Source organism: Cupriavidus alkaliphilus (genome assembly GCF_900094595.1).
GTDB classification, from domain to species: domain Bacteria; phylum Pseudomonadota; class Gammaproteobacteria; order Burkholderiales; family Burkholderiaceae; genus Cupriavidus; species Cupriavidus alkaliphilus.
In genome coordinates this window covers 405137-430138 of record NZ_FMAD01000004.1, presented here as the reverse complement: position 1 = coordinate 430138, position 25002 = coordinate 405137, and the positions used below count along the sequence as shown (strand labels likewise).

The 25002-nt window shown below is 66.7% G+C and carries 23 protein-coding genes; 15 read left to right on the top strand and 8 right to left on the bottom strand.

Annotated elements, in window-relative coordinates; all coding sequences use genetic code 11:
• Positions 1 to 204: 204 nt before the first annotated feature.
• Both GA0116996_RS11325 and GA0116996_RS11320 read left to right on the top strand, forming a co-directional pair.
• Entirely contained in the window at positions 205 to 531 is a 327-nt protein-coding gene (locus GA0116996_RS11325) for a helix-turn-helix transcriptional regulator (RefSeq protein ID WP_092310830.1), read from the top strand.
• Positions 532 to 790: 259 nt separating this feature from the next.
• Positions 791 to 1675, top strand: a complete 885-nt coding sequence (locus GA0116996_RS11320; protein WP_092310828.1) for an alpha/beta fold hydrolase — start codon at positions 791 to 793, stop codon at positions 1673 to 1675.
• Positions 1676 to 1679: 4 nt separating this feature from the next.
• On the opposite strand, the gene GA0116996_RS11315 is transcribed toward GA0116996_RS11320, so the two are convergent.
• The gene (locus GA0116996_RS11315; RefSeq protein WP_092310825.1) at positions 1680 to 2567 is read right to left on the bottom strand and encodes a LysR family transcriptional regulator; all 888 of its coding nucleotides are present in this window, start codon (positions 2565 to 2567) and stop codon (positions 1680 to 1682) included.
• A 188-nt stretch (positions 2568 to 2755) separates the two neighbouring features.
• On the opposite strand from GA0116996_RS11315, the gene GA0116996_RS11310 reads away from it, so the two are divergent.
• The 13 genes from GA0116996_RS11310 to GA0116996_RS11250 all read left to right on the top strand — a co-directional run bounded on the left by GA0116996_RS11310 (position 2756) and on the right by GA0116996_RS11250 (position 16792).
• Complete coding sequence (locus tag GA0116996_RS11310) at positions 2756 to 3751, top strand: Bug family tripartite tricarboxylate transporter substrate binding protein (protein WP_092310822.1); 996 nt, start codon at positions 2756 to 2758, stop codon at positions 3749 to 3751.
• A gap of 19 nt (positions 3752 to 3770) precedes the next feature.
• The gene (locus GA0116996_RS11305) at positions 3771 to 5156 is read left to right on the top strand and encodes an MmgE/PrpD family protein (RefSeq protein WP_092310819.1); all 1386 of its coding nucleotides are present in this window, start codon (positions 3771 to 3773) and stop codon (positions 5154 to 5156) included.
• A 442-nt stretch (positions 5157 to 5598) separates the two neighbouring features.
• Positions 5599 to 6153, top strand: coding sequence for a carboxymuconolactone decarboxylase family protein (locus tag GA0116996_RS11300; protein ID WP_092310816.1), 555 nt, complete (start codon positions 5599 to 5601; stop codon positions 6151 to 6153).
• A 43-nt stretch (positions 6154 to 6196) separates the two neighbouring features.
• The gene (locus tag GA0116996_RS11295; protein WP_092310813.1) at positions 6197 to 6997 is read left to right on the top strand and encodes an SDR family NAD(P)-dependent oxidoreductase; all 801 of its coding nucleotides are present in this window, start codon (positions 6197 to 6199) and stop codon (positions 6995 to 6997) included.
• Positions 6998 to 7042: 45 nt separating this feature from the next.
• Positions 7043 to 7378: a tripartite tricarboxylate transporter substrate-binding protein gene (locus GA0116996_RS11290; RefSeq protein WP_092310811.1), complete on the top strand. Its 336-nt coding sequence runs from the start codon at positions 7043 to 7045 to the stop codon at positions 7376 to 7378.
• 16 nt (positions 7379 to 7394) lie between these two features.
• Entirely contained in the window at positions 7395 to 8357 is a 963-nt protein-coding gene (locus GA0116996_RS11285; RefSeq protein ID WP_092310808.1) for an SMP-30/gluconolactonase/LRE family protein, read from the top strand.
• A gap of 53 nt (positions 8358 to 8410) precedes the next feature.
• Complete coding sequence (locus GA0116996_RS11280; protein WP_244159811.1) at positions 8411 to 9370, top strand: Bug family tripartite tricarboxylate transporter substrate binding protein; 960 nt, start codon at positions 8411 to 8413, stop codon at positions 9368 to 9370.
• A gap of 283 nt (positions 9371 to 9653) precedes the next feature.
• Entirely contained in the window at positions 9654 to 10649 is a 996-nt protein-coding gene (locus tag GA0116996_RS11275) for a tripartite tricarboxylate transporter substrate binding protein (RefSeq protein ID WP_092310805.1), read from the top strand.
• 50 nt (positions 10650 to 10699) lie between these two features.
• Positions 10700 to 11494: an enoyl-CoA hydratase/isomerase family protein gene (locus GA0116996_RS11270; RefSeq protein ID WP_092310802.1), complete on the top strand. Its 795-nt coding sequence runs from the start codon at positions 10700 to 10702 to the stop codon at positions 11492 to 11494.
• Positions 11495 to 11496: 2 nt separating this feature from the next.
• Positions 11497 to 13599: an acetate--CoA ligase family protein gene (locus GA0116996_RS11265; protein WP_208601244.1), complete on the top strand. Its 2103-nt coding sequence runs from the start codon at positions 11497 to 11499 to the stop codon at positions 13597 to 13599.
• A gap of 39 nt (positions 13600 to 13638) precedes the next feature.
• The gene (locus tag GA0116996_RS11260; protein WP_244159810.1) at positions 13639 to 14454 is read left to right on the top strand and encodes an alpha/beta fold hydrolase; all 816 of its coding nucleotides are present in this window, start codon (positions 13639 to 13641) and stop codon (positions 14452 to 14454) included.
• A gap of 30 nt (positions 14455 to 14484) precedes the next feature.
• Entirely contained in the window at positions 14485 to 15819 is a 1335-nt protein-coding gene (locus GA0116996_RS11255) for an MmgE/PrpD family protein (RefSeq protein WP_092310793.1), read from the top strand.
• Positions 15820 to 15967: 148 nt separating this feature from the next.
• Positions 15968 to 16792, top strand: coding sequence for an IclR family transcriptional regulator (locus tag GA0116996_RS11250; RefSeq protein ID WP_092310790.1), 825 nt, complete (start codon positions 15968 to 15970; stop codon positions 16790 to 16792).
• 126 nt (positions 16793 to 16918) lie between these two features.
• Here the strand turns inward: GA0116996_RS11250 and GA0116996_RS11245 are convergent, their stop codons facing one another.
• The 7 genes from GA0116996_RS11245 to GA0116996_RS11215 form a co-directional block, all read right to left on the bottom strand.
• On the bottom strand, positions 16919 to 17698 hold the full coding sequence (locus tag GA0116996_RS11245) for a DUF4397 domain-containing protein (RefSeq protein WP_092310787.1): 780 nt from the start codon (positions 17696 to 17698) through the stop codon (positions 16919 to 16921).
• A gap of 359 nt (positions 17699 to 18057) precedes the next feature.
• Positions 18058 to 19092 (bottom strand): diguanylate cyclase, encoded by a 1035-nt coding sequence (locus tag GA0116996_RS11240; protein ID WP_181487065.1) that lies wholly within the window; start codon positions 19090 to 19092, stop codon positions 18058 to 18060.
• 52 nt (positions 19093 to 19144) lie between these two features.
• Positions 19145 to 20182, bottom strand: coding sequence for a chemotaxis response regulator protein-glutamate methylesterase (gene cheB / locus GA0116996_RS11235; RefSeq protein WP_092310784.1), 1038 nt, complete (start codon positions 20180 to 20182; stop codon positions 19145 to 19147).
• Complete coding sequence (locus GA0116996_RS11230; RefSeq protein WP_092310782.1) at positions 20179 to 22497, bottom strand: hybrid sensor histidine kinase/response regulator; 2319 nt, start codon at positions 22495 to 22497, stop codon at positions 20179 to 20181. The genes cheB and GA0116996_RS11230 overlap by 4 nt, the downstream gene beginning before the upstream one ends.
• Complete coding sequence (locus GA0116996_RS11225) at positions 22494 to 23222, bottom strand: chemotaxis protein CheW (RefSeq protein ID WP_092310779.1); 729 nt, start codon at positions 23220 to 23222, stop codon at positions 22494 to 22496. The genes GA0116996_RS11230 and GA0116996_RS11225 overlap by 4 nt, the downstream gene beginning before the upstream one ends.
• Entirely contained in the window at positions 23215 to 24510 is a 1296-nt protein-coding gene (locus GA0116996_RS11220) for a CheR family methyltransferase (protein WP_092310776.1), read from the bottom strand. Before GA0116996_RS11220 ends, GA0116996_RS11225 begins: the two co-directional genes overlap by 8 nt.
• Complete coding sequence (locus tag GA0116996_RS11215) at positions 24507 to 24983, bottom strand: chemotaxis protein CheW (RefSeq protein WP_092310773.1); 477 nt, start codon at positions 24981 to 24983, stop codon at positions 24507 to 24509. The genes GA0116996_RS11220 and GA0116996_RS11215 overlap by 4 nt, the downstream gene beginning before the upstream one ends.
• Positions 24984 to 25002: the final 19 nt, after the last annotated feature.

The following is a 25002-nucleotide window of genomic DNA, read 5'->3' as shown; positions in this document are numbered from 1 at the left end:
CGCGCCCCGGAATGGCGCCGGCGCCTTGACCGCGACCGGCGTACGCAATGCAAGCATTCGGGGTGCCTTCGCGCACCCCGTTTTCTTTTGCGGACGCGCCGCGCATCCGCGCCCTTATTCCCAGAGAGTGCCCGACTGCGGCAGCAGTCATGGACTGCGCATGATGATCAGGATTCCGCACCATCCGGTGCGCCGACAGCGCCCATGAAACCGCCTACCCTTGACCGGTTTTTCTCCAGAATCTATGTGCTCAAGCTGGTCCAGTCCAGCCCGTCGACGGTGCTCAGCCTGGTCGACCGGCTGCGCGAGCGCGGCATCGACAAGAACATCCGCTCGCTGCGGCCGATCCTGCGCAGCCTGATGATGGCCCGCGCCATTACCGCGGAGCTGGTCGAAGGCAGCGGCCGCGTGTATTGCATCACCGCGCAGGGGCGGGCGGAGCTGGAGTCTTATATCTCGCACCTGGCCGTGCTGAAGGCGGAGCTGGAACCTGCCGACGAAGCGCTGGGGCGAGCCGATGCCCAAGTCTGAACCGATGGTGCAGCCCCGGCAGGTGGAACGCCGCAGCAGTTCGCCGCGCTGATCGGCCGGAAAGTGAAGACCCGGAGCGGTCGTAGCCAGGCTCGGCATCAAGGCTGACTAATCGCAAGAAGGGGTGGGCGCATCCGACGCCAGCCCTATAACTGTCAGTCAGATTCCATATTGGAATTTGTGCGACGGCCTCGGTAGAGTGGACTGGCCAAGGAACAGCAGTTCGCTGTCCTTGCGTGAACACTAAGGAGACCAGCTCATGGCAAGCAATACGGAACAGAAAGCCCTCCCAACATCCCATGCGCACATCCAGTCGAGCGTAGTACGAAGATATGACGTGCCGCGCTCAGCATCGATTTCGATCGAGGTCTATGAGTTGGGTACCGGTCCGACTATTGTGTTGTTGCCATCGCTCGGGCGCGGCGCTACCGACATGCTGGAACTTGCTGAGCCGCTGTCGTCCGCCGGATACCGGGTTCTCTGCCCGGAGCCGCGCGGCAATGGCCGCAGCACGGGCCCGCTGGCCGACAAGACGTTGCACGATTGGGCTGAGGATATCGCGGCGGTGATCGAGCACGCAGGCCAGGCCCCAGTCGTGATCGTCGGGCACGCACATGGCAACTGGATCGCGCGCACCGTAGCGAGCGATCGACCGGACCTGGTGCGCGCGCTGGTATTGCTGGCGGGCTCGGCAGGGAAGGTGCCGAAGGGCGTAGATGCCGTGCCGATTCCACCGGAAGTGCGCGCCCAGATCGAGCGTTGCGGGGATACAGCCTTGCCGGATCCGGTACGTCTGGAAAGCCTGCGAGCGGTGTTCTTCGCGCCCGGTAACGACCCTGAACCATGGCTGCACGGCTGGAATACGGAGTTGATGACCATGCAGACGCTTGCACAGAAGCGCACGCCAGTCGATGACTTCTTTGCCGGCGGCAACGTACCGATCCTGAACGTGCAGGCCGAGTTTGACGTCATCGCGCCGCAACGCTATGCCGGCGTGCTCAGGGAGTACCTGGGCGATCGTGTCACCAACCTCACGATCCGCGGTGCCGCGCATGCCTTGCTACCGGAGCGGCCCGATGAGGTGGTGAGTGCCATCCTCAGCTATCTGACCGCGCTGGCGCCTAGGGAAAGCGTGGCCGCATGACGCGCTATTCCGCGATCGGCTCGCTCATCACCTCATCCAGGACTCGCTGGACCAGGTCGCTGGGCGCCTGTTCTCGCCAGATTGCATAGAGCTGGATATGGCCGGCGGTCTGTCCGATCTCGCGGAACACCACACCCGGTAGTCCAGCCCGTGCGTAGGAGCGAGGCACCAGGGCCACGCCCAAGCCGAGCTTCACCATCTGGAAGGTGGTCAGCGGGTTCCGTGCCGTATGGGCAATGACGGGACTGAAACCCGCATGCAGGCATGAGGCAATCATGCCGTCAAACAGTGCTGGCGCATGCTCGCGCGAGAACGCGACTAACGGTATGCCTTCCAGATCCCTGAGCGTCAGATCAGGCTTCGTTGCCAGCGCATGGCCTTCCGGCACGACGACCGTGAAATGCTCGGTGAAAATGGGGGCCTTGCCCAGTCCACCTCGCGTGGGGACCGAATGCACGATGCCGATATCGAGCTTGCCCTGTAGTACGGCATGCGCCTGATCTGCCGAGCCCATGTCGGTCACGGCAATGTGCAAGCCGGGGAAGCGCTCCGCCATGCGCGTCAAGATGGTCGGCAGCACATGGAAGATTCCCGATGTCACCATCCCGATCTGCAGCGTGCCGATCTCTCCGGCCGCGGTGCGCTGCGCTTTAGTCACAGCCACGCGGACTTGTTCGAGCATGGCCCGGCAATCCGCCTGGAATGCGCGACCCGCATCGGTCAGGCGTACTTCCCGACGGTTCCGGACGAGCAGTTCGACACCCATCTCGTCCTCCAGCGCCTTGATCTGCTGAGAAAGCGGCGGCTGCGACATGTGCAGGCGCACGGCGGCCTTGCTGAAGTTCAGTTCATCCGCGACGGTGACGAAGTAAAGCAGTTGTCGGAGTTCCATGCCGTTGATATTTCATGCGTGACGGGCCACTAGGATAGCCGCAACGCGCTTGCACAGGTCCCGCGCTGCGTCATACGCGAGCCCTATAACTCATGGTGCGAAACAGTATTGGACGGCATCCATGCCCGTCCCTACAGTGCCCTGCATAGCGCGGCGCGATGACCGCGCGGCGACCCAAGGAGACAGGCATGGAAAGGAAAGTTGGTATGCGGCGCCGCGCGGCGCTTGGCGCTATTGGCGCGGTGGCGATGATGGCCGGGTGGAACCCGGTCGCATTTGCAGCCGACGCGTATCCCAATCGCCCGATCAAGATGATCATCCCCTACACCCCAGGAGGGTCGATCGACACGGTGGGTCGCCTGGTCGCTGCGCAACTGCAACGGCAGATGGGGCAGGCAATTGTGATCGAAAATCGGCCCGGCGCATCGGGAATGATCGGATCTGAAGCCGTGGCAAAGGCGCCGGCCGATGGCTATACGCTACTCTTCAATGCCTCCAGCCAGGTCTACTTGCCGCTGGTTGCGAAAAACGCACCGTACGACGCGATCAAGGACTTCACGCCGATTGCGCAAGTGGGCCACGTGCCGCTGATCGTCGTGGCCAACACCAACCTTCCTTTCAATTCTCTGCGCGACCTGGTCAAGCTGGCGAAGGCCAAGCCGCGGACCTACACCTGGGCCACCTCGGGCCTTGGCACCACGAGCCATCTCGCGGAAGAGATGATTCGCCATGCATTCAAGCTGGACATGGATATCGTGTCCTACAAGGGCGCCGTGCCGCAGTTGAACGACGTGATGGGCGGGCACGTATCGGCGGCGGTGTCGCCGATGCCGGGCGCCTATCCGTTCGTCAAGGCCGGACGCCTGAAGGTTCTGGCGGTCACCAGCAGCAAGCGAATTCCGCAGCTCCCCGGCGTGCCGACGGTAGCCGAAAGCGGCCTGCCAGGGTTCGAACTGCTCTCCTGGTACGGGCTCTGGGGTCCCGCCAACCTGCCGGCTGAGATCACCCGCAAGCTGTCGCAGGAGGTCAACAAGGCAGTGCGGGAAGCCAGCATGAAGTCGCGCTTCGACGACCTGGCGTTCGAAACGGTGCAGTCCACGCCGGAACAATTCAAGGTGGTGATCAAGGACGAGATCGACAAGGTTGCCGGCATCGTCAAGTCAGCCAATATCCGGATCGATTGAGAAGGCGTCGACGCTAATCATGCATCAGCAAACGAAATCGATGGCCATCACGCGCGATATCGCCGGATGGATCGCAGGGATACGCAATACCGATCTGCCAGACGCGGTGCGCCAGGCGGTTGGCGAACTCTCGCTGGATACGTTCGGCGCCGGGCTGACCGGGCATGATGAGCCTTGGTCGCTAGCTATCAGCGGTTGGGCGAGCGAGGGCTACGCCGCTCCGTGCGGCGTCGGGGCCCGGGCATGGGGCAGGCGTGGGAGGCGATACCGCGCCGCAGACGCGGCACTGGTGAACGGCGCCGCGGCACACGCCTACGAACTGGACGACTTCCATAACGCCAAGGTCCATCTGGGTGCGGTGGTATTGCCTGCGGTATTCGCGCTGGCGGAGACGCTGGACGCGCCGCCCGGACGGGTAGAGACCGCCATCGCAGTCGGCTACGAAACGATGATCCGCTGCTCGCTGGCGCTGCAGCCGGCGCGGGCGCGGATGAAGGGGTGGCATATGACGGCCGTGTGCGCGCCGATCGGCGCGGCAGCGGCCTCGGCAGTGATGCTCGGCCTCGATGCCGAGCGTACCGCCTGGGCCCTGGGCCTCGCCGGCACCCAGTCCGGCGGCCTCTTTGCCTTCGCCTGTGACGGCACTGATTCCAAGCGCTTTCATCCGGGACGCGGTGCACAGGCAGGTGTCATGGCTGCGGAACTCGCAGCGCGGGGCCTTTCCGGCCCGACCCAACTATTCGAAACCGCGGACGGTGGCTGGCTCAAGGCCTTCTCCGAGTCCCCCAGGGCGGAGGAGTTGCTGAACGGGTTGGGTAGCGAGTGGCATATGCCCAGGACCAACTTCAAGCCCTATGCCTGCTGCGGCAGTGCGCACGCCCATGTCGATTGCGCGCTGCGGCTCCGTGGCGACTGGGCGGGTACTGGACCCATCCGCGTCGGCATGCCCACCGTGGTCGATGTGCAATGCGGTTATCGCTACGTGCCGGGCAGCGTGCTCAACGCGCAGATGAGCGCCCGCTACGCGCTGGCGGTGGCCCTGCTGGACGGGGAGGTGCTGCCCGCGCAGTTCGCTGCAGGCCGCTTGTCGGATCCTGAGATCGTCGGACTCGCCAACGCGATCGAAATCGTGCGGGATCCAGAGCTCGACGCACTGTACCCGGCCAGCTTTTGTGGCTGGGTGGAACTGCAGTCGAGGAGCGGTGTGCCACTTCGCGAGGACCAGACCAACCCTTCGGGGTCGGCCGAGAATCCGGTCCGCACGCACTCGATCCAGCAAAAGTTCCGTGCGCTGACTGCGGGCGTGCTGGTCGCCGATCAGGCGCAAGCGCTGATCAACGCATTTGGCAACCTGGCGACAACACCCGTATGCCAGATCCTGGACACCGCGGAACCCGTCGCCTGACCTGGCTTACCTGTGTGGCACGCCGAGCGAGCGCAGCGCTCAGCAATGGCGGGCTCCCGGTGATGTCGCGCAGGGCCACTCCGGGGAGTGATGCCTTGCCCAGCGTAGCCGGTACCAAAGCGATTCCGCGGCCCAGGCCAGCCAGGCTGACCACGGACAGCAAGTGTTTGGCGTAGTGGCGGATATGCGGGCCGAAACCTGCCTGGATGCAGGTGGACGTGAGGGGCCAGTGGCGGTCGTTCGGACAGGTTGCGACTTATTCTAGAACGGAATCAGTCTCTTCCGAAATCTGTATTGGACGCTATCGCCGACGCCGACCAGAATACCCTTCATCAAACCAACAATGAAGCGGAGACAGCGCAGCCGATCTCGTCGGACGGCGCTCGAGCGGTGCCATGGCGCGCGCCCCGTTTCCGAACTCAAGACGGAGCGCAAGCGACAGATGGAACGTCTCAAGCCACTGAAACCCGAAGAACTGACACCCGAGCAGCAGGAAGTCCATGCTGCGATCGCTTCCGGTCCACGCGGGCAGGTTCGCGGTCCGCTTGCGATGTGGTTGCACCGTCCGGGGCTGGCAAACCGTGCCCAGGCGCTGGGCCAGTACTGCCGTTATGACTCATCGTTGCCGCCCCGGCTGTCGGAGCTCGCCATTCTGGTGATGGCGCGCACGTGGATGTCGGAATTTGAATGGTGGGCGCATAAGCCCATCGCCCTGAAGGCCGGGGTAGCCGAAGAGGTGGTGGAGGCGATCCGGACGGGACAGGAGCCGGTGTTTGGCAACGAAGACGAGCAGGTGATCTACGAATTCCTGACGGTATTGCACGCCACCCGCAATGTCCCGGATGCGCTGTACCAGCGCGCAATGGTGGTGCTGGGCAAGGACCGAGTGGTGGATCTCGTCGGCCTGGCCGGCTACTACACGCTGATTTCCATGACCATCAATGTCTTTGGCGTTGTGCCGCCCGATGGCAGCGCGCCCGAGCTCGCGCAAGCCTGAACCCCACAAACCACCCATTATCCGCAGCAAGGAAGGATTCCGTATGTCTCGCCGTCTCGAAGGAAAGGTCGTCATTGTCACTGGCGCTGGATGCGTTGGCCCAGGCTGGGGCAATGGTCGTGCGGTTGCCGTGCGCTTTGCGCAGGAAGGCGCCAGGATTTTCGCGGTCGACAAGAGCGGCGACGCGATGCGTGAAACGCTGGAGCGGCTAGAGGCCACCGGCGCCGAGTATGCCTCCCATCTGTGCGACGTGACGGACTCGGCTGCGGTCAAGGGCATGGTCGAAGCCTGCGTGGCGCGATTCGGGCGGGTGGATGTATTGGTCAACAACGTGGGTGGATCGGCCAAGGGCGGCCCGGTCCAACTCAGTGAAGCGGACTGGGACCGGCAGCTCAACTTCAACCTGAAGAGCGTCTTCCTCGCCTGCAAGCATGTTCTCCCCTATATGGAGCAGCAAGGCGGAGGGGCCATTGTCAACACGGCATCGACCTCCGGCATCCGCTGGACTGGCTCTTCGCAGGTCGGCTACGCGTCGGCCAAGGCGGGGATCATCCAGCTCTCGCGCGTGGTCGCCGTGGAATATGCCAAGAAGAACATCCGCGTCAACACGGTCATTCCCGGCCAGATGCACACACCAATGGTGGAAGTGCGCCTCGCAGGCCAACGTTCAGGCGGCGACGTGGAAGCGCTGCTGGCGCAGCGCCAGGCCCGCATTCCTCTTGGCTTCATGGGCGACGGCCGCGATACCGCCAACGCGGCGCTGTTTCTCGCGTCCGACGAAGCACGCTTCGTAACAGGCGCGGAGATCGTGGTGGATGGCGGCATGAGCGTGCGCTGCGATTGATCGACATCGCCACACGCACTAGCAGGTAGAGATCCGGAGTTTCAAATGAAGTCTTTCCATAGCAGCCGCCGCCAGGCCCTGGCCATGATCGCCGGCGCATTCCCGGACAAGCCAATCCGGCTGGTTGTCGCCTTCTCCGCCGGCGGTCCGACCGACATCATTGCCCGCGTGATCGCAAGGGACATGGGCACGCGGCTGGGGCAGCAGATCATCGTTGACAACCGGCCTGGCGCAGGCGGCAATATTGCTGCCGAGTTCGTGGCAAAAGCCCCGGCGGACGGCTACACACTGTTGTACAACAGCTCGTCGATCGCGATTTCGCCGGCCTTGTTCAATAACACCAGGCTCAATCCCGATCAGATCTTCGCGCCTGTTGCGTAACCTTCCCGGCAAAACGATGAGAATCACGGAATCCACTCTTGCACCGGCCGACCCGGTGCGTTATCCGGATGCGCGCGTCCAGGCACTGAGTCCGCGCTTCGACAAATACCACTTGCCTCTGGCAGCGATCGACCGCATCGCCACCGGCAGCCGCTGGAGCGAAGGGCCGGTCTGGTTCGGCGACGGCCGCTACCTGCTGTGGAGCGATATCCCGAACAACCGGATACTGCGGTGGGACGAAGAAAGCGGGCACACCACGGTGTTCCGCAGTCCCTCCAATCATGCCAACGGCAATACCCGTGACCGGCAAGGGCGGCTGATTTCCTGCGAGCATGGTGGCCGGCGGGTCACGCGCACGGAGTACGACGGCGGCATCACGGTGTTGGCGGACGGCTTTGGCGGCAAGCCGTTGAACTCTCCCAACGACGTGGTCGTGAAGTCAGACGGCTCGATCTGGTTCACCGACCCGCCATTCGGCATCGCCGGCTATTACCAGGGCGAGAAGGCGCAGCCAGAACTGCCCGAGCGGATCTATCGCATCGATCCCGACACGGGTCGACTGGATGTGGTTGCCGACGACGTCAGTGGTCCCAATGGCCTGGCCTTCTCTCCCGACGAAGAAGTGCTCTACGTGATCGAGTCCCGTACCCGCCCGCGGCGGATTCGCGCCTTCCAGGTTAGTAACGGTGGCAAGGCACTGGGCGAAAGTCGCGTGCTGGCAGATGCCGGCCCAGGGACCCCGGATGGCTTTCGGGTCGATGTCGACGGCAACCTGTGGTGCGGCTGGGGCATGGGTACGCCCGAGCTGGATGGCGTGCGAGTCTTCGCGCCGGATGGCGAACCGATCGGGCATATCAGCTTACCCGAGCGATGCGCCAACCTGTGCTTCGGCGGGCGACACCGCAACCGGTTGTTCATGGCGTCGTGTACATCGATCTATGCGCTGTATGTCAATACGCAGGGCGCACCAGGCGGCTGAGGGCGGCTGAGGGCGGCTAAGGGCGGATATCCGCACGAGTGAGGAGTTGCAGTATGAGCAGGGCTTTCCTGAAGGGATCGCTGGCAGCGCTGGTGGCGATGTCGTTCGGCCAGGCAGCCATCGCCGGCGACGTGGCGCGGATGGTGGTGGCATTCCCCGCCGGCGGGCCGGCCGATGCGCTGGCGCGTGCCATCTCCAGGCAGTTGGAGACGGAACTGAAACGCACCGTGATCATCGACAATCGGCCGGGTGCCAACGGCGCCATCGCGATCAGTGCCGTGACAAAAGGCCCGGCAGATGGCTCGGTGTTCTTCCTGACCAGCGCTGGAGCTATCGTTATCAACCCTGCGCTGTATAAGAACCTGTCCTACCGTCCGGAGCGTGACCTGGTGCCGGTATCCATGGTGGTCACGACGCCCCAGGTCCTGGTGGTGCCCCTTCAGTCCAAGGTGAACTCCGCCAAGGACCTCGTGGCCCAGAGCCGCGCGGGCGGTTCGGTGTCGCTGGCATCGTCAGGGATTGGCAGTATGCCGCACATGGCGATCGAATTGCTCAAGGCCGCGACCTCGGCTGAATTCTTGCATGTGGCGTACAAGGGCGCAGCGCCGGCCATCACCGACACGATTGGCGGGCAGGTCGACGCATTCTTTGGCGATGCGTCGGGCCTTGTGCCGTTCATCGAGGGAAAAAAACTGAAGCCTGTCGGGGTGACCACGTCCGGGCGGCTACCTTACCTGCCGGACGTGCCGACGCTGGACGAAAGCGGCATCAAGGGTGTCTATGCCGAAAACTGGTACGGTCTGATGGTCCCCGCTGGTACACCTCCCAAGATTGTGCAGGCGCTGAATGGCGCTGTCCGAAGAACACTGGAAAACAAGGACGTCAGGGCCAGTCTCGCGAAGATGGGATTGACGCCGGCACCGTCCACCGCGGCGGAGTTCTCCGATCGGATCCGCGCGGACGGGGGAAAGTGGTCCAGGTTGATTGCGGAGCGGAACGTCAAGCCCGAGTAAGGTGTTGGCCGGATCTTCCTCGGGCGTCTGATTAGAGGTCCTCAAGCTTCGGACTGGCGTTCTGGGACCGGTCTGGAGAGGGCGTGGGCCCGGCAGAGTTTGTGCGCTCTGCCGGGCTTTTTTTCGTTCCGGCGCTTTGTCGGTACATGCAAATTCCATGTAGTGGAATTGCGGGGGTGAATGTCAACGTGACAAGGCCTAAGCTGTCTCCAACAAATAAGACGCACGCGGCGTAGTTTGGCGAGTAAGCCGGCAGCGTTCCTATCCTTCCAGGAGACACTCCATGCATTCGATCCGTACCGGATTCTTCCGCCAGCTTGCCAAGGCTGCCATCCCCTTCATGATGGTCACCGCCGTGCCGCTCCCTGTACTGGCAGCTTTCCCCGACAAGCCGATTCGCCTGGTGGTGCCGTTCGCCCCCGGTGGCGGCACCGACCTGGTGGCGCGGGCAATGGGCATCACCATGGGCGAGGATCTGGGCCAGCCGGTCATCGTCGAGAACAAGCCCGGCGGCAGCACCATCATCGGGACCGACGCGGTGGCCAAGAGCGCCCCCGATGGCTACACGCTGGTCATGGCGACCATGGCCCACGCCGTTAACCCGAGCCTGCACAAGAAGCTGCCATTCGATACCGACAAGGCCTTTTCGCCGGTCATGCTGGTGGGGCGCTCACCCAATGTTCTCGTAGTGAAGCCGGACAGCCCGATCAAGACCGTGCAGGACCTGATCGTCGCTGCCAGGGCCAAGCCGGGCAAGCTGAACTACGCATCGCAGGGCGCGGGTACCTCCGCGCACCTGGCAGGCGAGCTGTTCAAGAAGCTGGCGAAGGTCGAGATCAACCACATCCCGTACCGTGGCGCCGGCCCGGCCATTACGGATCTGCTCGGCGGACAGGTTGATGTGATGTTCGCCACGGCGGCTGCGGTGGCGCCACACCTGGAGAGCGGCAAGCTGCGCGCGGTGGCGGTCACGACCGCGCAGCGTTCACAGGCGCCCGCGCTGAGCAAGGTGCCGACAATCGCCGAAGGCGGCGTGCCCAACTACGTGGCCGACAGCTGGTATGGCCTGTTTGTGCCGGCGGGTACGCCGCCGGCGGTGATCACGCGCCTGAACGCGGCGGCGAAGAAAGCCGTGCATACCGAGGCATTCCGCAAGCGCGCCGAGCAAGAGGGCCTCGCCGTGAGTGGCGGCACGCCGGACGAATTTGGCCGCTACGTCAAGGCCGAGAGCCAGCGCTGGAGCAAGATCATCAAGGAAGCCAACATCACCGCCGACTGAGCGCGGCGCCAACGACAGAACACATCAGATACACCGGACCGGATCAATTCATGGACAACTATTCCCTGATCGAACTGAAGATCGAAGCGGGCATCGCGATGCTCGCCTTCAACCGCCCCGACAAGCGTAATGCCATGAGTGATGACATGCGTACGGAATTCATCGATGCGCTGGAGCGCGTCGCGGCCGACAAGGCAATCCGCGCGCTGGTGCTCACCGGCAATGGCAAGGGCTTCTGCGCCGGCGGCGACGTGGCGGGGATGCAGCGCCGCATGGAAGCGCCGCAGGGTGAAGTTGGCTTTAACGGGTGGAGCCGCCAGCAGCGGGTGCACCACACCATCAAGTTGCTGCATACCATGCCGAAGCCCACGATTGCGGCGGTCAATGGCGCCGCGGCGGGCCTGGGAGCCGATACGGCGCTATGCTGCGATTTCGTCGTGGCCTCCGAATCGGCCTCGTTCTCGTGGTCGTATATCAACCGCGGGCTGATCCCGGATGGCGGCGGCATGTATTTCCTGCCGCGCCGCGTGGGCTTGTCGACGGCGAAGGAGCTGGTCTTCACCGGCCGAAAAGTCGAGGCGGAGGAAGCCAAGGCGTTGGGCATTGCAGACCGCCTGAGCAAGCCCGAAACGCTGATCGGCGATGCGCTGGCGTGGGCGGCAGAGCTGAGCCAGGGCTCGGCCACCGCCATCGCGCTGGGCAAGAGCATCATGAATCAGTCGTTCGAACTTCCCGCCGACCAGGTATTTGCGCAAGGCAGCCAGGCGCAGGGCATCTGCTACACCAGCACCGAGCATCGCGAGTCCGTGCTGGCTTTCCTCAATAAAGCCGCTAGCAAGGCCTGACCATGAACGCCATCCAACGACTTGTCACGCCGCGCAGTGTCGCCGTGATCGGGGCTTCCGCCGATCCCGCCAAAACCGCCGGCCGTCCGGTGTCCTACTTGCGCAAGCACGGTTTCAGCGGGGCGATCTACCCGGTCAACCCCAAGGTCAAATCGATCGATGGCCTGCGCTGCTATCCCGACATCGCGTCGTTGCCGGAAGTGCCGGATGTCGGCATCGTGCTGCTGGGCGCCGAGCGCGCCCACCTGGCGGTGCGCGACCTGGCGGCTCGCGGTGCGGGAGCTGCCATCGTGCTGGCCAGCGGCTATACCGAGACCGGCGCGGAGGGCGCCCGGCGCCAGGCCGAGCTGATCGAGGCAGCCGGCAGCATGCGCCTGCTGGGCCCCAACACCATCGGGCTGGTCAACCTGACCGACAATATTCCGTTGTCGGCCAGCGGCGCGCTGGAGATGGACCAGTTCCCGGCTGGCAGCATTGGCGTGGTCTCGCAGAGCGGCGGTATCCTCGGCGCCCTCCTGTCACGCGCCGCGGCGCGGGGTATCGGCCTGAGCAAGCTGATTTCCACCAGCAATGAAGTCGACCTGGACCTGGCCGATTTCATCGACTACCTCGCCGACGACGAGGCCACCCGCGTGATCGCGCTCTATGTCGAGAGCGTGCGCAACCCTGACACGTTCCGCCGCGCCGCGCTGAAGGCGGCGCGCGCCGGCAAGCCCGTGGTGGCGTTCAAGATCGGCCGCTCCGAAAGCGGGGCACGCGCCGCGGTCTCCCACACCGGCGCACTGGCCGGCGCCGACCGTATGTACGACGCTCTGTTCGAGCAAGTCGGCGTGATCCGCGCGCAAACCTTCTCCGACCTGCTCGACATGCCTGCGGCACTGGCAACGGGCCGCAAGCTGCGCGGCAAGCGCATCGCCATCCTGACCTCGACCGGCGGCGCGGGTACGCTGGTCTCCGACAGCCTGGGTGTGGCCGGCTTCGAGACACCGGCACCGGACGAAGAGACCGCGGCGAAGCTGCGGGCATTGCAGAAGGGTGACCATGCAGCGCTGGACCGCAACCCGATCGATGTGACCCTGGCTGGGCTGCAGCCCGACCTGCTGCGTGCCGCAATCCGGATCCTGCTCGAAAGCCCGAGCTATGACGCGGTATCGGTGATCGTGGGTTCGTCAAGCCTGGCAATGCCGGACCTGATGGCCGATGCGATCCGTGACTGCCTGCCCGACAGCGACAAGCCGGTGATCGCCTACGTCAGCCCGCATGCGCCGGAAGTCGCATCGCTGCTCAGTCGCCGCGGCGTGCCGGCATTCTCGGCGCCAGAGGCATGCACGGTAGCATTCGATGCGATGCTCCGCGCGAGCGAAATCGGGGCGGACGAAGAAGCGGGGACTGCCTCGCTGCCGCTGCCGGATCTGCACCCCTTTGGCACCGGCCCGCTTGACGAAGCCGCGGCAAAGACGCTGTTCGCCGGCTTTGATGTGCCGGTTGCGAAAGAGATTGTGGTCACCAGCGGCGACCAGGCGCGGGCGGCCGCGCAGGGCTTCGGCGGCAATGTCGTGCTGAAGGTGCTATCGGCCGAGATCACGCACAAGAGCGATGTCGGCGGCGTGGCCGTCAATGTTTCGCCCGCCGAGGTGGCGGAACGGCTCGCGAAGATGGCTTCGGACGTACAGTCCGCCACGGGAATCGTGCCTCGGCGTTACCTGGTGCAGGAGATGGTCAAGGGCGGGGTGGAGGTGATTCTCGGCATGCACCGGGATGCGCTGGGTACCGCCATCCTCCTTGGCATGGGTGGGGTTACCGCAGAGCTGTTCAGTGATACCACGCTGCGGCTGTTGCCCAGCGGCCACGGCCTGACGCGCCAGGCCGCACTGGAAATGATCCAGCGGCTGAAGACGGCTCCCCTGCTGCAGGGCTACCGCGGCCGGCCCAGGGCGGACGTGGATGCGCTGGCCGACGCCATTGTCGCCTTCTCGCGGATGGTGGCCACGCTGGGCGACAGGCTGATCGAGGCCGAGATCAATCCTGTGTTCGTACTACCGGAAGGGCAGGGCGTCGTGGCCGCAGACGGCGTGGCGGTACTGGCCGACGGCGGCAATCGCTAATGAGGCAACGGCATGCGCGGTGAGCGGGAGAGTGCCCTGGTGACTTCTGTCGACGGCTGCGAGGTCGTCTGGCGAAGCTTTGGCACCGGACCGACTACCGTCATGCTCCACGGCGGTCACGGAAACTGGCAGCATTGGGCGCGCAATATCGAGCCGCTTTCCCGGACACGCCGGCTGCTGGTGCCCGACATGCCGGGTTTTGGCGAGGCAGGGCCGGCACCATGCCCGGATTTGCCGGGCTTCGTCGATGTCCTGGCCCGCTCGCTGACGCAGTTGCCGCTGGATTGCGTTGACCTGGTGGGCTTCTCGTTTGGGGCGCTGGTGGCAGCACACCTGGCAACCCATGCGGGCCTGGTTCAGGTGAGCGTCGATCGTCTGGCGCTGATCGGGCCGGCTGGCCATGGCGGGCCACGGCGCATGACACAGGCGCTCGTCGACTGGCGCCGCTGTGAAAGCCCTGCGGCGCTGGCCAATGCAATGCGTCACAACTTGGCGGCATTCATGATTGCAGATCCAGCCGGGATCGATGACGAGGCCGTGGCTATCCATACCGAGGCTTGCCGTGCGACGCGTTTCCGCAGCAAGGCGATTTCGCGTGCCGGTGGTTTGCAAGACGTACTTGCCCGCTTCGCAGGACCAATACTGATGATCTGGGGCGAGAAGGACGTGACCATGTCACCTGAATCGCTCGCGGAAGTCGCCCGTAACGCTCGCGCAGGGGCGCCGGCAGGAGCGCACCCAGTCAGCGTCCAACTGGTCCCGCACGCCGGGCATTGGGTGCAATACGAGGCCCACCAGCAAGTCAACACGATGCTGAACGCGTGGCTGCGGCAGCGCGCTCAGACAATGACATAAGCCGGCCAGGGCCGGCTGAGAGGAACATCCATGTACGCAACAGAGGCTTTCGGGCCATTCTTCAGCACCGTCAAAGCTGGACCGCTGCCCGTCGAGGTACTTCACCATGCGAAGCGCGCGCTGATCGACTGGCATGCAGCACTGTTCCCGGGCCTTGACACGGAGGCGATACAGCGACTCCGCGGCGCACTGGAAGAGGAGTTCGGCCGGGGCAATGCCAGGCTGCCTGACGGGCAACATGTCACGGCGCGCGTTGCGGCGTTGCTCAATGGCGCCGCCGCTCACGCTGCCGAAATCGACGACAGCTTTCGCGACGCGATGTATCACCCCGGTGCTCCCACCATTGCCGCCGCGATCGCTGCCGCGCAGGACGCAGGCGCCACCGGTGAGCTGCTGCTGAAGGGGATCGTGGTTGGCTATGAAGTGTCGACCCGCATCGGCGTGGTACTGGGCCGCGCGCATTATCGCTACTGGCATAGCACCGCCACCGTCGGCACCTTCGGCGCGGCGGCGGCGGCCGCGTTTATCTATGGCGCGACCGAGGAGCAGCTTGCGCACGCGCTGGCAACCGCGGCAACCTTCGCTGCCGGCCTGCAGCAGGCATTCCGCATGGACTCGATGTCCAAGCCCCTGCACGTGGGCCGCGCGGCAGAGGGAGGCGTGCTGGCTGCCCGTGCTGCCGTTGCCGGTATCACCGGTTCGCTGGATGTGCTCGACGGCGAGACGGGACTTGGCCGTGCCATGTCTGACGGCCCGGAATGGGGCGCGTTGGCCACGACACTGGGCAAGGATTTCCATATCTGCCGACTGACCTTCAAGAACCACATCGGCTGCGGCCACACGTTTGCGGCCATTGACGGCGCGCTCGCCCTGAAGGCGAAGCTGGGCATCGACACCTCGCAGATCCGGCGCATTCACGTTGCTACCTACCGTCCTGCACTGGAGATCGCCTGTTACCTCGATCCCAGGACGGAGAACGAGGCCAAGTTCAGTCTCAAGTACATCGTCGCTACCGCCCTGGTGCACGGCAGCGTACGCCTGTCGGCCTACGCACCGGAGCGGCTGCGGGACGATGAGACGCGCCGGCTGATGGATTGCATGACAATCGAGGCCGATGCCGAGATCGATGGGTGGTTTCCCGGCAAGCGCGCAGCCAGGGTGGAGATCGAAACCCTGGACGGCGCCACGGCCGACTACCTTCAGCCAAACCGGAAGGGCGATCCCGAGGATCCGTTGTTGGACGCGGATCTCGACGGCAAGCTGATGGAACTGGCGTCCCCGATTGTGGGCGTTGATGCCGCACGTCGGCTGGCAGGGCGAATTTGGCATGTTGAATCCGAAAGTATCCGCGAACTGTTTGCGTGAAGGGGCTCCGGCCTTGCTTCCCGGCTACACCAGAGAGGCCGGCCGATGGGAGCAGGTGATGAAGGACAAGGAGATCCGCATCGAGTAGCATTCCCTGGAGTCACGCCAGCTACCGTCCGGACGGTCTGGCGAGCCTTGGATAGCTTTCATGTCAAACAGCACGCTCAGCATTGAACGGATAAAACCAGGTCGGGGCAAGGCAACGCCAAATCGCTCGCTCGAACGTGGCATTGCCGTGCTGCGCGCCTTCCGTGCCGGTTCCTCGATGCTGGGCAACAGTGAGATTGCGGAGCGCACCGGTTTGTCCCGGTCGACCGTCAGCCGGCTGACGCAGTCGCTGATCGAGACAGGTATGCTCGAATACATCCCGCAGTTTCGAGCCTATCGCCTTGCTGTGCCGGTGCTCAGCATGGCGCACGCCATGCGAGACAGCTCGCAGGTCCTCAAAGTCGCGGCGCCAATGATGGTTGAGGTCGCGATGCGACACAAGATTAACGTCGGCCTGGCGGCGCCCGACGGGGATGAGATGGTCTATCTCGAGTCGTTTCGCTACAACCGGCGACAGTCATTACGAACGGTGGTGAGCGGGCAGCGTATCCCGATGGCATTGACTTCGCTGGGCCGTGCCTACCTTGCGACGCTAGCACCCGAGGCGTTCAGCGCGACGCTTTTGGCGCTCGCTGAAAAACACCAGGGCCGCGGCTGGCGGAGCTTGCGGCGGGAAATCGAGGTCGCAGTCCTTTCGGTGCGAGAAAAGGGCTACTGCGCTGCTTCATGGCAGCCGCAGGTCATGGCGATGGCGACGCCATTACAGATCGGCGGCTATGGGGTCCATGCCTTGAACGTGAGTGTATCGACCCAGGAAGATGCCGAGGCTGTCGAGGCTGCTTTGGCAGAGCCACTGATGGACCTTGCGGCGGCGATACAGGCGCGGATGCGACGGCTGGAAAGTGAGATGTCCGGCGGCTCTTGAAGATCCTCCTGCGGAATGGATGGCGTTCCGTGGTCGCGTGCCGGCGATGAACCAAAAAAAGAGGCCAGTCCTTCCGGACCGGCCTCCCGCACGCTGCCCGCCTGCCACGGGCAACCGCGGCAGCGGTTATTGCGTCACCAGTTCCAGACCGGCTTGCGACTCGTCGTCGCCACGCGCCACCAGTACCTTGATCTTGTTCGGCGTCAGGCCGGCGATGCCATCCGACGGGATGGTGGTGATCAGCCAGTCAGCGTTATTCGCCAGCGTCAGCGCGCCTGAGTCGAAGATCACGGTCTTGGTGCCGGCAGTGGTAATGCGCAGGCGATAGGTGGTGTTGCCGTCCAGGTCGATCGAGTCCTGGCCCGAGGCCGGCGAGGCCTGCTTGTAGCCCACCGCGGCGAAGGTCGGGCCGACCGAGTTCAGGTCAATGGCGGGCATGGTCACGTAGATGTCGACGTTCTGCGCATTGAACGATGCGTTCAGCGCACGCACGCGCGCCTTGTTCGACAGCAGGCCCTTGCCGAACGGATCATCGATCGTCACCGTTTCCGCGGTTGCCGCCCCCGGCAGCGCCACCACGGTGTACTTGTGGCCGGTGGCCGCCACCAGGCTGGAGCGGGCCAGTTCGGTCTGCGTGCCGGCGGCGTTGAACGAGATCAGCTGGTTGCCGGTTTCGACGTTGAAATAGGTCGAAACAAACTTGTAGGGCTTGTTGACCATGCTGGTGAGCGCGCCGTTCTGCAGCACGTCGACGTTAGGGCCACCGGTGACGGCGTGGATCACGCGCACGCTTGGCTTGCTCAGGCCGATGCGGTCGTCGATGCCGTCATCGCCGCCGCCGCACGCTGTCAGCACTGCGGTCGCGGCCAGCGCGAGGCCGAGGAAAAGGGTCTTGGATCGAAGCATGGGTCACCTCTTGCTGTTAGAGTCAGAGACGAGCTGGCCCATGCCGGCGCGGGTCGCGGCGGCCCCGTGGCCAGTTGCTATCTGGTATGCAGGCGCGGGATCACGCTTGCCGTGATGCAACGATAGGTTTGAAGCGATAGGCCAGACAGGCGCGACGCTCCGAATTCAGTGTCGGACGATTCCGACAGGAGGTGATGCGGGCGCGCGGGGGCGGGGCGGCGCGCCTTGGCAGCGCAAGCGCGGCGGCGCGACGGGCCGCGGCCGCAGGCGGCCACGCCGCCTGCACAGATGTGTAACCGGTTGTTGCCACCGGACGTTGCGAGGGTTGGCCGGCACCCGCGTGCGGGTGCCGGCGCGGCTTAGCCCGGCGACATCGTGACCTGGTTGCGGCCATTGCGCTTGGCCTGGTAGAGGCCCGCGTCGGCCGCTTCCACCAGCTGGCCTGGCTGTGTGCCGGGCTGTGGCACCAGTACCGCGCCGCCGATGCTGACCGTGACGCAGTCCAGGGTGGGCGAGCCGCTGTGGGCGATGGCCAGCCCCTGCACTGCGCGCCGCACCTTTTCAGCCAGCAGCCGCGCGCCGCCCGGCGACGTCGCCGGCAGCACCATGGCGAACTCTTCGCCGCCGAAGCGCGCGGGCAGGTCGGTGGCACGCGCGCAATTGTCGCGGATCACCGTGGCGACGCGGCGCAACACCTCGTCGCCCGCAACGTGGCCATAGGTGTCGTTGTAGGCCTTGAAGGCGTCGACATCGATCATCAGCAGCGCCAGCTCGGTCTGCTCGCGCAGCGCGCGGCGCCATTCCGCCCCCAGGTATTCGTCGAAATAACGCCGGTTGGACAAGCCGGTCAGGCCGTCCGAGTTGGTCAGGCGCTGCAGCTCCAGGTTGGTTTCCAGCAGTTGCTGCTGGCTTTGCCGCAGTGCACGATAGGCTTCGTCGCGCTGCAGCTGGTTCACGTAGGAGCGCGAGTGATAGCGGATCCGCGCGATCAGCTCGATGCTGTCCGGCAGCTTGACCAGGTAGTCGTTGGCGCCGGCGGCAAACGCCGCGCCCTTGGTCGCGGCCTCTTCCTTGGTCGACAGCACGATGATCGGGATATCGCGCGTGGCGGGGTTGTCGCGATAGCGCTGCACCAGCGTCAGGCCGTCCACGCCCGGCATCACCAGGTCCTGCAGGATCACGGTGGGCTTGGTGCGCTGCGCCACGGCCACCGCTTCATCCGGCTGCGAGCAGTAATGGAAGTCGATATCCGGCTCGCTGGCCAGCGCGCGGCGCACCGCTTCGCCGACCATGGCCTGGTCGTCCACCAGCAGCACCATGGCCAGGTACTCCTGCTTGTCGGTGGCGGGCGCCGGCGCGGGCACGGCGGAGGGGTTGGAGGATTCGGGTTGCATATTCAATTCCTGTTCTCGCGGTCCCGGCGCGGCCGGGATCCGCTGCATGCTTTCACGCGGGCGGCGCGGGCCATGGCAGTGCCGCGGGGCCACACGCCTGCACCAGCCGCGGCGCGATGCGCGGCAGCGGCAGGATCTCGGCGGCGGCGCCGAGCGCGGCGGCGGCCTTGGGCATGCCGTAGACGGCGCTGGTGGCACGGTCCTGGGCGATGGTCAGGAAACCGCGGTCGCGCATTGCTTTCAGTCCCAGCGCGCCGTCGCGGCCCATGCCGGTCAGCAGCACGCCGATCACGTCGCCGCGCCAGTGTTCCACCACGCTTTCGAAGAACACATCGATGGAGGGGCGATAGAGGTAGTCGCAGGGTTGTTCGGTGTAGGCCAGCCGGTTCGGGCCGGCCAGGCGCAGGTGGTCGTTGGTGCCGGCCAGCAGCACGGTGCCGGCCTGCGGGGTTTCGCCGGCGCGCGCAATGCGCACCGGCAGCGCGCACTGCCCGTCGAGCCACTCGGCCATGCCGGCGGCAAAGGCCTCGTCGACATGCTGCACGGTGACCACCGCGGCGCCGAAGTCGGCCGGCAGCGCGCCCAGCAGCGCGGCCAGCGCGGCCGGGCCGCCAGCCGAGGCGCCGATCGCCACCAGCCGCGGCGCGCTGCCGGCGCGCGGCGCCACCGCCAGCGTGTGCTGCGGTGCCACGCGCCCGGCCAGCAGGCGCGCGATATTGCGCAGCTTGCGCAGCAGCGGCCCGGCGGCAAGCTGCGCGTCGGCCTCGGCCAGCGTGGGGGTGTCGACCGCGTCGATGGCGCCATGGCCCATGGCGTCGAACACCTGCGTGGCGTTGCGGCCCAGGTCCATGGTCACCACCACGATGGCGCAGGGCGTGGCGGCCATGATCCGGCGCGTGGCCTCGACCCCGTCCATGACCGGCATCAGCAGGTCCATCAGGATCAGGTCCGGGGTCTGGCGCGCCGCCATCTGCACCGCCTGGGCGCCGTCGCCGGCAATCCACGCGATCTCGAACGACGGATCCAGCGCCAGCGCGCGGCGCAGCGCGGCCACCGCTAGCGCGGAATCATTGACGATGCCGATGTTCATGGACGTGCCTCGCCGATCAGGTCCTGGACCGCGTCGAGCAACGCGGCGTCGTGGAAACTGCCCTTGGCCAGATAATAATCCGCGCCGGCCTCCAGGCCGCGCTGGCGGTCCTGTTCGCGGTCCTTGTACGAAACCACCATCACCGGCAACTGGCGCAGCGCGGCGTCCTGGCGGATCCGGCGCACCAGCTCGATACCGTCCATGCGCGGCATGTCGATGTCGGTGATGACCAGGTCGAACGGCTCGGCGCGCAACACGTTCCAGCCGTCCATGCCGTCGACCGCCACCGTCACGTCGTAGCCGCGACCGGCCAGCAGCTTGCGCTGCAGCTCACGCACGGTGAGCGAGTCGTCCACCACCAGCACCCGGCGCGCGCGCGCCTGCAGGCTCGCCGCCGCGGCCTGGCGCACGCCTTCGATGCGGCCTTCGGAGACCAGCTTCTCGACCGAGCGGATCATGTCCTCGACATCGAAGATCAGCACCGGCGTGCCGTCGTCGGTCAGGCTGCCGGCGGCGATGTCGCGGACCTTGCCCAGTGCCGCGGGCAGCGGCTGCACCACCAGCAGGCGCTCGCCCAGCATGCGGTCGACGGCAATGCCGTAAGTGCGCTCGCCCTCGCCGATGACCACCACCGGTACCTGCTCGCGCGCCGGGGCGGCATCGGCGCCGGCGCGCTGCAGCATCTGCGCCGCGCTGACCAGCCCGATGGCGCGGCCCTCGTGGCGGAAATGCTGGTGGCCTTCGGTCTGCTCGATCTCGCCGCGCGCCACCGAGGTCGCGCGCAGCACGCGGCCCAGCGGGAAGGCATAGGCTTCGCCGGCCACGTCCACCAGCAGCGTGCGCACCACTGACAGTGTCAGCGGCAGCTCCAGGCTGAAGTGCAGGCCGTGACCGGGTTGCTGCGTCAGGCGCAGGCTGCCGCGCACGCGGCGCACCATCTCCTGCACCGCGTCGAGGCCGACGCCGCGCCCGGACACTTCGGAAACGGTGTCGCGCATGCTGAAGCCGGGCAGCAGCAGGAAGTCGAGCAGCTCCGCCTGCGACAGCCGCGCCGCCGTGTCTTCGGAGGCCAGCCGCCGGCGCACGATGGCGCGCCGCAGCGCATCCAGGTCGACCCCGGCGCCGTCGTCAGTGATCTCGATCTGCAGCCGGCCGGCGTTGTGGCGCGCGTGCAGCGTCACCCGGCCCTCCGCCGGCTTGCCCTGGGCCTGGCGCACCGCCGGCGCCTCGATGCCATGGTCCACGGCATTGCGCAGCAGGTGCGCCAGCGGCGCGTCCAGCGCCTCGAGGATGTCGCGGTCCACCTGCGTGCCGGCCCCGGACAGTTCCAGGTGCACGGACTTGCCCAGCGAGCGGCCAAGGTCGCGCACCATGCGCGCGTAGCCGGCCAGTCCGTCGGACAGCGGACGCATGCGCGACGCCAGTGCGCTGTCATAGAGCCGGCGTGCCAGCCGCGTGGCGCGATGGTCGTACTGCTCGAACTCGTCCAGCCGCGCCGCCAGTTGCTGCTGGCCATCGTCGAGCAACTGGCGCAGCTCGGCCAGCGCCGCCTGGGCGACCGATAACGCATGCGCGCCGGCGCCATCCTGCGTTTCGCGCAAGACTTGCTGCAGGGCGTCGGCAGCGCGCAGCGCGCGCGCCTGCTGGCGCCGCGCCTTTTGCAGCGACTCGCCGAATGGCCGCAGCCAGTGCGATTCGACCATGGCCTCGCCCGACAGCGCCAGCAGCTGGTCCAGCGCATCGGCGTTGATGCGCAGCATGCGCTCGTGGCCGTCGGCGGCATGCGCGGCTACCGGTGCCGGCGGTGCCGGTTCGGGGTCGAGGGCAGGCGTGGGCGAGGGGGCGGGTGTACCAACCGGCCTCGCGGCGGCGGCGGGCGCGTGCGCAGCGGCGGGCTGCGCTGGCGCGCCGCCGCCATCGAGCGAACTCAGCCGCTGCACCACCGCGTCGATCTCGGCACGGCCGGCGTGTTCGGACCAGTCCGGATCGCCGCCAGGCGGATGGCCGATGCGCAGCAAAAGGTCGGTGCCCTGCAGCAGCGCATCGATATGCGCGGCTGCCAGCGGCATGCCGCCCTGTGCGGCGACCAGGCAGTCTTCCATGGCATGCGCCAGCCGCACGCCGCCGTCGAGCCCGACGATGCGGGCCGCGCCCTTGAGCGAATGGGCCGCGCGCATGCACGCCTCGAGCTGCTCGGGCGCGCCCGGGTTGCGCTCAAGCGCCAGCAGGCCGGCGTTGAGGATTTCGGCCTGGGCGTCGGCTTCGAGCGCAAACAGTTCCAGCAGCGAGGCGTCGCGCAATTGTTCGGGATTCATGCCAGGCTCCGTGCCAGGGCCTGGCGTACCTGCGCGGCATCGAGCAGGCCGACGCTGCGGCCCTGGTCGACGAAGAGCGCCTGGGTATAGCGGGCCGAGGCGCGCGCCAGCGTGGCGGGCAGCGGTAGCAGGGCGGCGTGCCGCACCCGCACGATGCCGGCGACCTCGGCCACCGGCAGTGCGATCGCGGCGCGGCCCTGCCCAAGGATCAGGAAGCGGCTGCCCGCGGCGTCGAGCTCGGCGCGGGCTGCGCCCGCGTCGAACACATGCGCCAGCGACAGGCAGGCCAGCAGGTTGCCGCGCACCGCGGCCAGCCCGAGCACGGCGGCATCGCGCCGGTGCGGCAGCGAATGGACCGGGGCTGGCGCGGTGACTTCACCCAGCGCGGCGGTCGGCAGCGCCAGCCATTCATCGCCGATGCGGAACACCAGGCAGGCCATTGCGGTGCCGGCGTCGTCGCTATCGTCACTATCGTCGCCGTCGTGGCCCGCGCCGCCGCCGGCAAGGCTGGCGGCATCGGGCAAGCCCTGCAGATCCTGCTCCAGCTGCTGGGCGTCCAGCAACATGGCCGCGGCCTGCGCGTAGGTCGGGCAGTTGCGGCAGTGGGCGTGCTCGGCCAGCGCCGGGCAGCTGCCGTCGCCGCGCACGCCGATGCGGCGCCAGCAGTCGTCCACGCCTTCGGCGCGCACCACGGTGGCAAAGGTACGGTCGCGGGTTTCAGCCATGGTGCTTGCGGGTGTGGCGCTGCGCGCGCTGGCGCAAGCGGGTGGCGCCGTCGTGGTCGCCTTCGGTGTCGAGCAACGCGGCCAGGTGATACAGGCTTTCCTGGTGCGAAGGATCCAGGTAGAGCGCCTTGCGGTAGGCCGCATGCGCCTGGGCGACACGGCCGGCGGCGTCGTGCAGCACGCCGAGCATGCCATAGGCATCGGCCAGCGCGGCGCCATCGGCATCCGGCGCGGCGCGCTCGAGCAGCGCCACGCATGCAGCCGTGGCGGCGTCCAGCTCGCCGCGGTCGGCCATCGCCGCGATGGCGGCCAGCTCTGCGGCGCGCGCATCGGCAGCGGGCGGTGCGGGCGGCGGTGCAGCCGGCGCAAATGCCCGCGGCGCCGGCGGACGCATGGTCGCGGGCGGGCGCGGCAGCCGCGGCGGCGCCGCCATGCGGGGTGGCTGGGTGGCGTGGACCGGCGGGTGGGACGGGGCCCGCGCACGCTGCGTTGCGGCCGCCGGCTTGCGGAAGGCAAAGGTCAGCGGGACACCGACCGGCTCCAGCCCCTGCGCGCTCAGCACGCTCGCCTCGGCCGGCCCGACGAAGAGCAGGCCGTCGGCCATGGTCAGGCGCACCAGCGTCTGTACCGCCTGCCGCTGTCCGGCGGCGTCGAAGTAGATCAGCAGGTTGCGGCAGAACACAAAGTCATAGGGCGCCTCGCCCGCCAGCAGGCCGGGCTCGACCAGGTTGCCCTGCAGCAGCCGCACCTGCGCGCGCACGCGCGCGTCCAGCACGTAACCCATGGGCGTGGCGCTGAAATAGCGGTCGCGGAAGTCGAGCGGCGCGCTGCGGAAGGCATTGGCGCCGTATTGCGCCTGGCGCGCGCGGGCGAGTGCGCGCGCGCTGATGTCGACCGCGTCAATATAGAAGCGCCCCGGCGGCACGCCGGCATCGAGCAGCGCCATGGCGATCGAATACGGCTCTTCGCCGGTGGAGCAGGGCAGGCTGAGCAGCCGCAGTGTGCGCCTGCCGTCGGCAAAGGCGCGTTCGGCGGCAAAACGGCCCAGTGCCAGCAAGGCTTCGCGGTGCCGGAAGAACCAGGTCTCGGGCACCACCACGGCTTCGATCAGCGCCTGGAATTCGTCGGCGGTGCCCTGCAGCAGCTGCCAGTAGGCCTCGGTATCGGGCGCGTGCCGTGCCTGCTGGCGCTCGCGCACGGCGCGTGCCACCGCGCCGCTGCCGATGGCGCCGGCGTCCAGGCCGATGCGGGCCTTGAGCAAGGCTTCGATATGCGCGGCGGTGCTCACGCGGCGGTCTCCCCGGCAGCGTCGGCGAACAGCATGGCGTGGACCTCGTCCGGCAGCAGGGCGCCGACCCTGACCCATTGCACCAGGCCGCGCGCGTCATGCCGCACCGGGCCAAGGTAGCGCGGGCTGGCGCCAGCCACGCCGGCGTCGACGAACGATTCCGCCGGACAGCGCAGGGTCTGGGTGGCCGCTTCCAGGCGCAGGCCGAGCAGCCGCGCCGGTTCGCTTTCGGCGCGGCGGTAATGGACCAGCACCGTGCGCGTGCTGGTGCGCGGCGCCGCGGGCACGCCGGTGGCGAGCGCGGGCAGGTCGATCACCGGCACCGGCTGGCCGCGCCGCTCCATCAGGCCGGCCACCCAGGCCGGCGCGCCGGGAATCTGCTTCAGCCGCGTCAGCGGCAGCACTTCCGCGATCTCGGTGGCATCGAGCGCGTAGTGGTCGGCGCCAAGGCGGAACAGCAGGAAGAGTTTCATGGCGGCGGCGCGCGACGGC

What these genes read in the sequence shown, in the direction of transcription:
- GA0116996_RS11305 (WP_092310819.1), top strand. Translation starts at nt 3,771, where the DNA reads ATGCATCAGCAAACGAAATCGATGGCCATCACGCGCGATATCGCCGGA.
- GA0116996_RS11245 (WP_092310787.1), bottom strand. Translation starts at nt 17,698, where the DNA reads ATGCTTCGATCCAAGACCCTTTTCCTCGGCCTCGCGCTGGCCGCGACC.
- GA0116996_RS11265 (WP_208601244.1), top strand. Translation starts at nt 11,497, where the DNA reads ATGAACGCCATCCAACGACTTGTCACGCCGCGCAGTGTCGCCGTGATC.
- GA0116996_RS11270 (WP_092310802.1), top strand. Translation starts at nt 10,700, where the DNA reads ATGGACAACTATTCCCTGATCGAACTGAAGATCGAAGCGGGCATCGCG.
- GA0116996_RS11315 (WP_092310825.1), bottom strand. Translation starts at nt 2,567, where the DNA reads ATGGAACTCCGACAACTGCTTTACTTCGTCACCGTCGCGGATGAACTG.
- cheB (WP_092310784.1), bottom strand. Translation starts at nt 20,182, where the DNA reads ATGAACATCGGCATCGTCAATGATTCCGCGCTAGCGGTGGCCGCGCTG.
- GA0116996_RS11275 (WP_092310805.1), top strand. Translation starts at nt 9,654, where the DNA reads ATGCATTCGATCCGTACCGGATTCTTCCGCCAGCTTGCCAAGGCTGCC.
- GA0116996_RS11320 (WP_092310828.1), top strand. Translation starts at nt 791, where the DNA reads ATGGCAAGCAATACGGAACAGAAAGCCCTCCCAACATCCCATGCGCAC.
- GA0116996_RS11300 (WP_092310816.1), top strand. Translation starts at nt 5,599, where the DNA reads ATGGAACGTCTCAAGCCACTGAAACCCGAAGAACTGACACCCGAGCAG.
- GA0116996_RS11325 (WP_092310830.1), top strand. Translation starts at nt 205, where the DNA reads ATGAAACCGCCTACCCTTGACCGGTTTTTCTCCAGAATCTATGTGCTC.
- GA0116996_RS11215 (WP_092310773.1), bottom strand. Translation starts at nt 24,983, where the DNA reads ATGAAACTCTTCCTGCTGTTCCGCCTTGGCGCCGACCACTACGCGCTC.
- GA0116996_RS11290 (WP_092310811.1), top strand. Translation starts at nt 7,043, where the DNA reads ATGAAGTCTTTCCATAGCAGCCGCCGCCAGGCCCTGGCCATGATCGCC.
- GA0116996_RS11255 (WP_092310793.1), top strand. Translation starts at nt 14,485, where the DNA reads ATGTACGCAACAGAGGCTTTCGGGCCATTCTTCAGCACCGTCAAAGCT.
- GA0116996_RS11250 (WP_092310790.1), top strand. Translation starts at nt 15,968, where the DNA reads ATGTCAAACAGCACGCTCAGCATTGAACGGATAAAACCAGGTCGGGGC.
- GA0116996_RS11285 (WP_092310808.1), top strand. Translation starts at nt 7,395, where the DNA reads ATGAGAATCACGGAATCCACTCTTGCACCGGCCGACCCGGTGCGTTAT.
- GA0116996_RS11310 (WP_092310822.1), top strand. Translation starts at nt 2,756, where the DNA reads ATGGAAAGGAAAGTTGGTATGCGGCGCCGCGCGGCGCTTGGCGCTATT.
- GA0116996_RS11240 (WP_181487065.1), bottom strand. Translation starts at nt 19,092, where the DNA reads ATGCAACCCGAATCCTCCAACCCCTCCGCCGTGCCCGCGCCGGCGCCC.
- GA0116996_RS11225 (WP_092310779.1), bottom strand. Translation starts at nt 23,222, where the DNA reads ATGGCTGAAACCCGCGACCGTACCTTTGCCACCGTGGTGCGCGCCGAA.
- GA0116996_RS11230 (WP_092310782.1), bottom strand. Translation starts at nt 22,497, where the DNA reads ATGAATCCCGAACAATTGCGCGACGCCTCGCTGCTGGAACTGTTTGCG.
- GA0116996_RS11280 (WP_244159811.1), top strand. Translation starts at nt 8,411, where the DNA reads ATGAGCAGGGCTTTCCTGAAGGGATCGCTGGCAGCGCTGGTGGCGATG.
- GA0116996_RS11295 (WP_092310813.1), top strand. Translation starts at nt 6,197, where the DNA reads ATGTCTCGCCGTCTCGAAGGAAAGGTCGTCATTGTCACTGGCGCTGGA.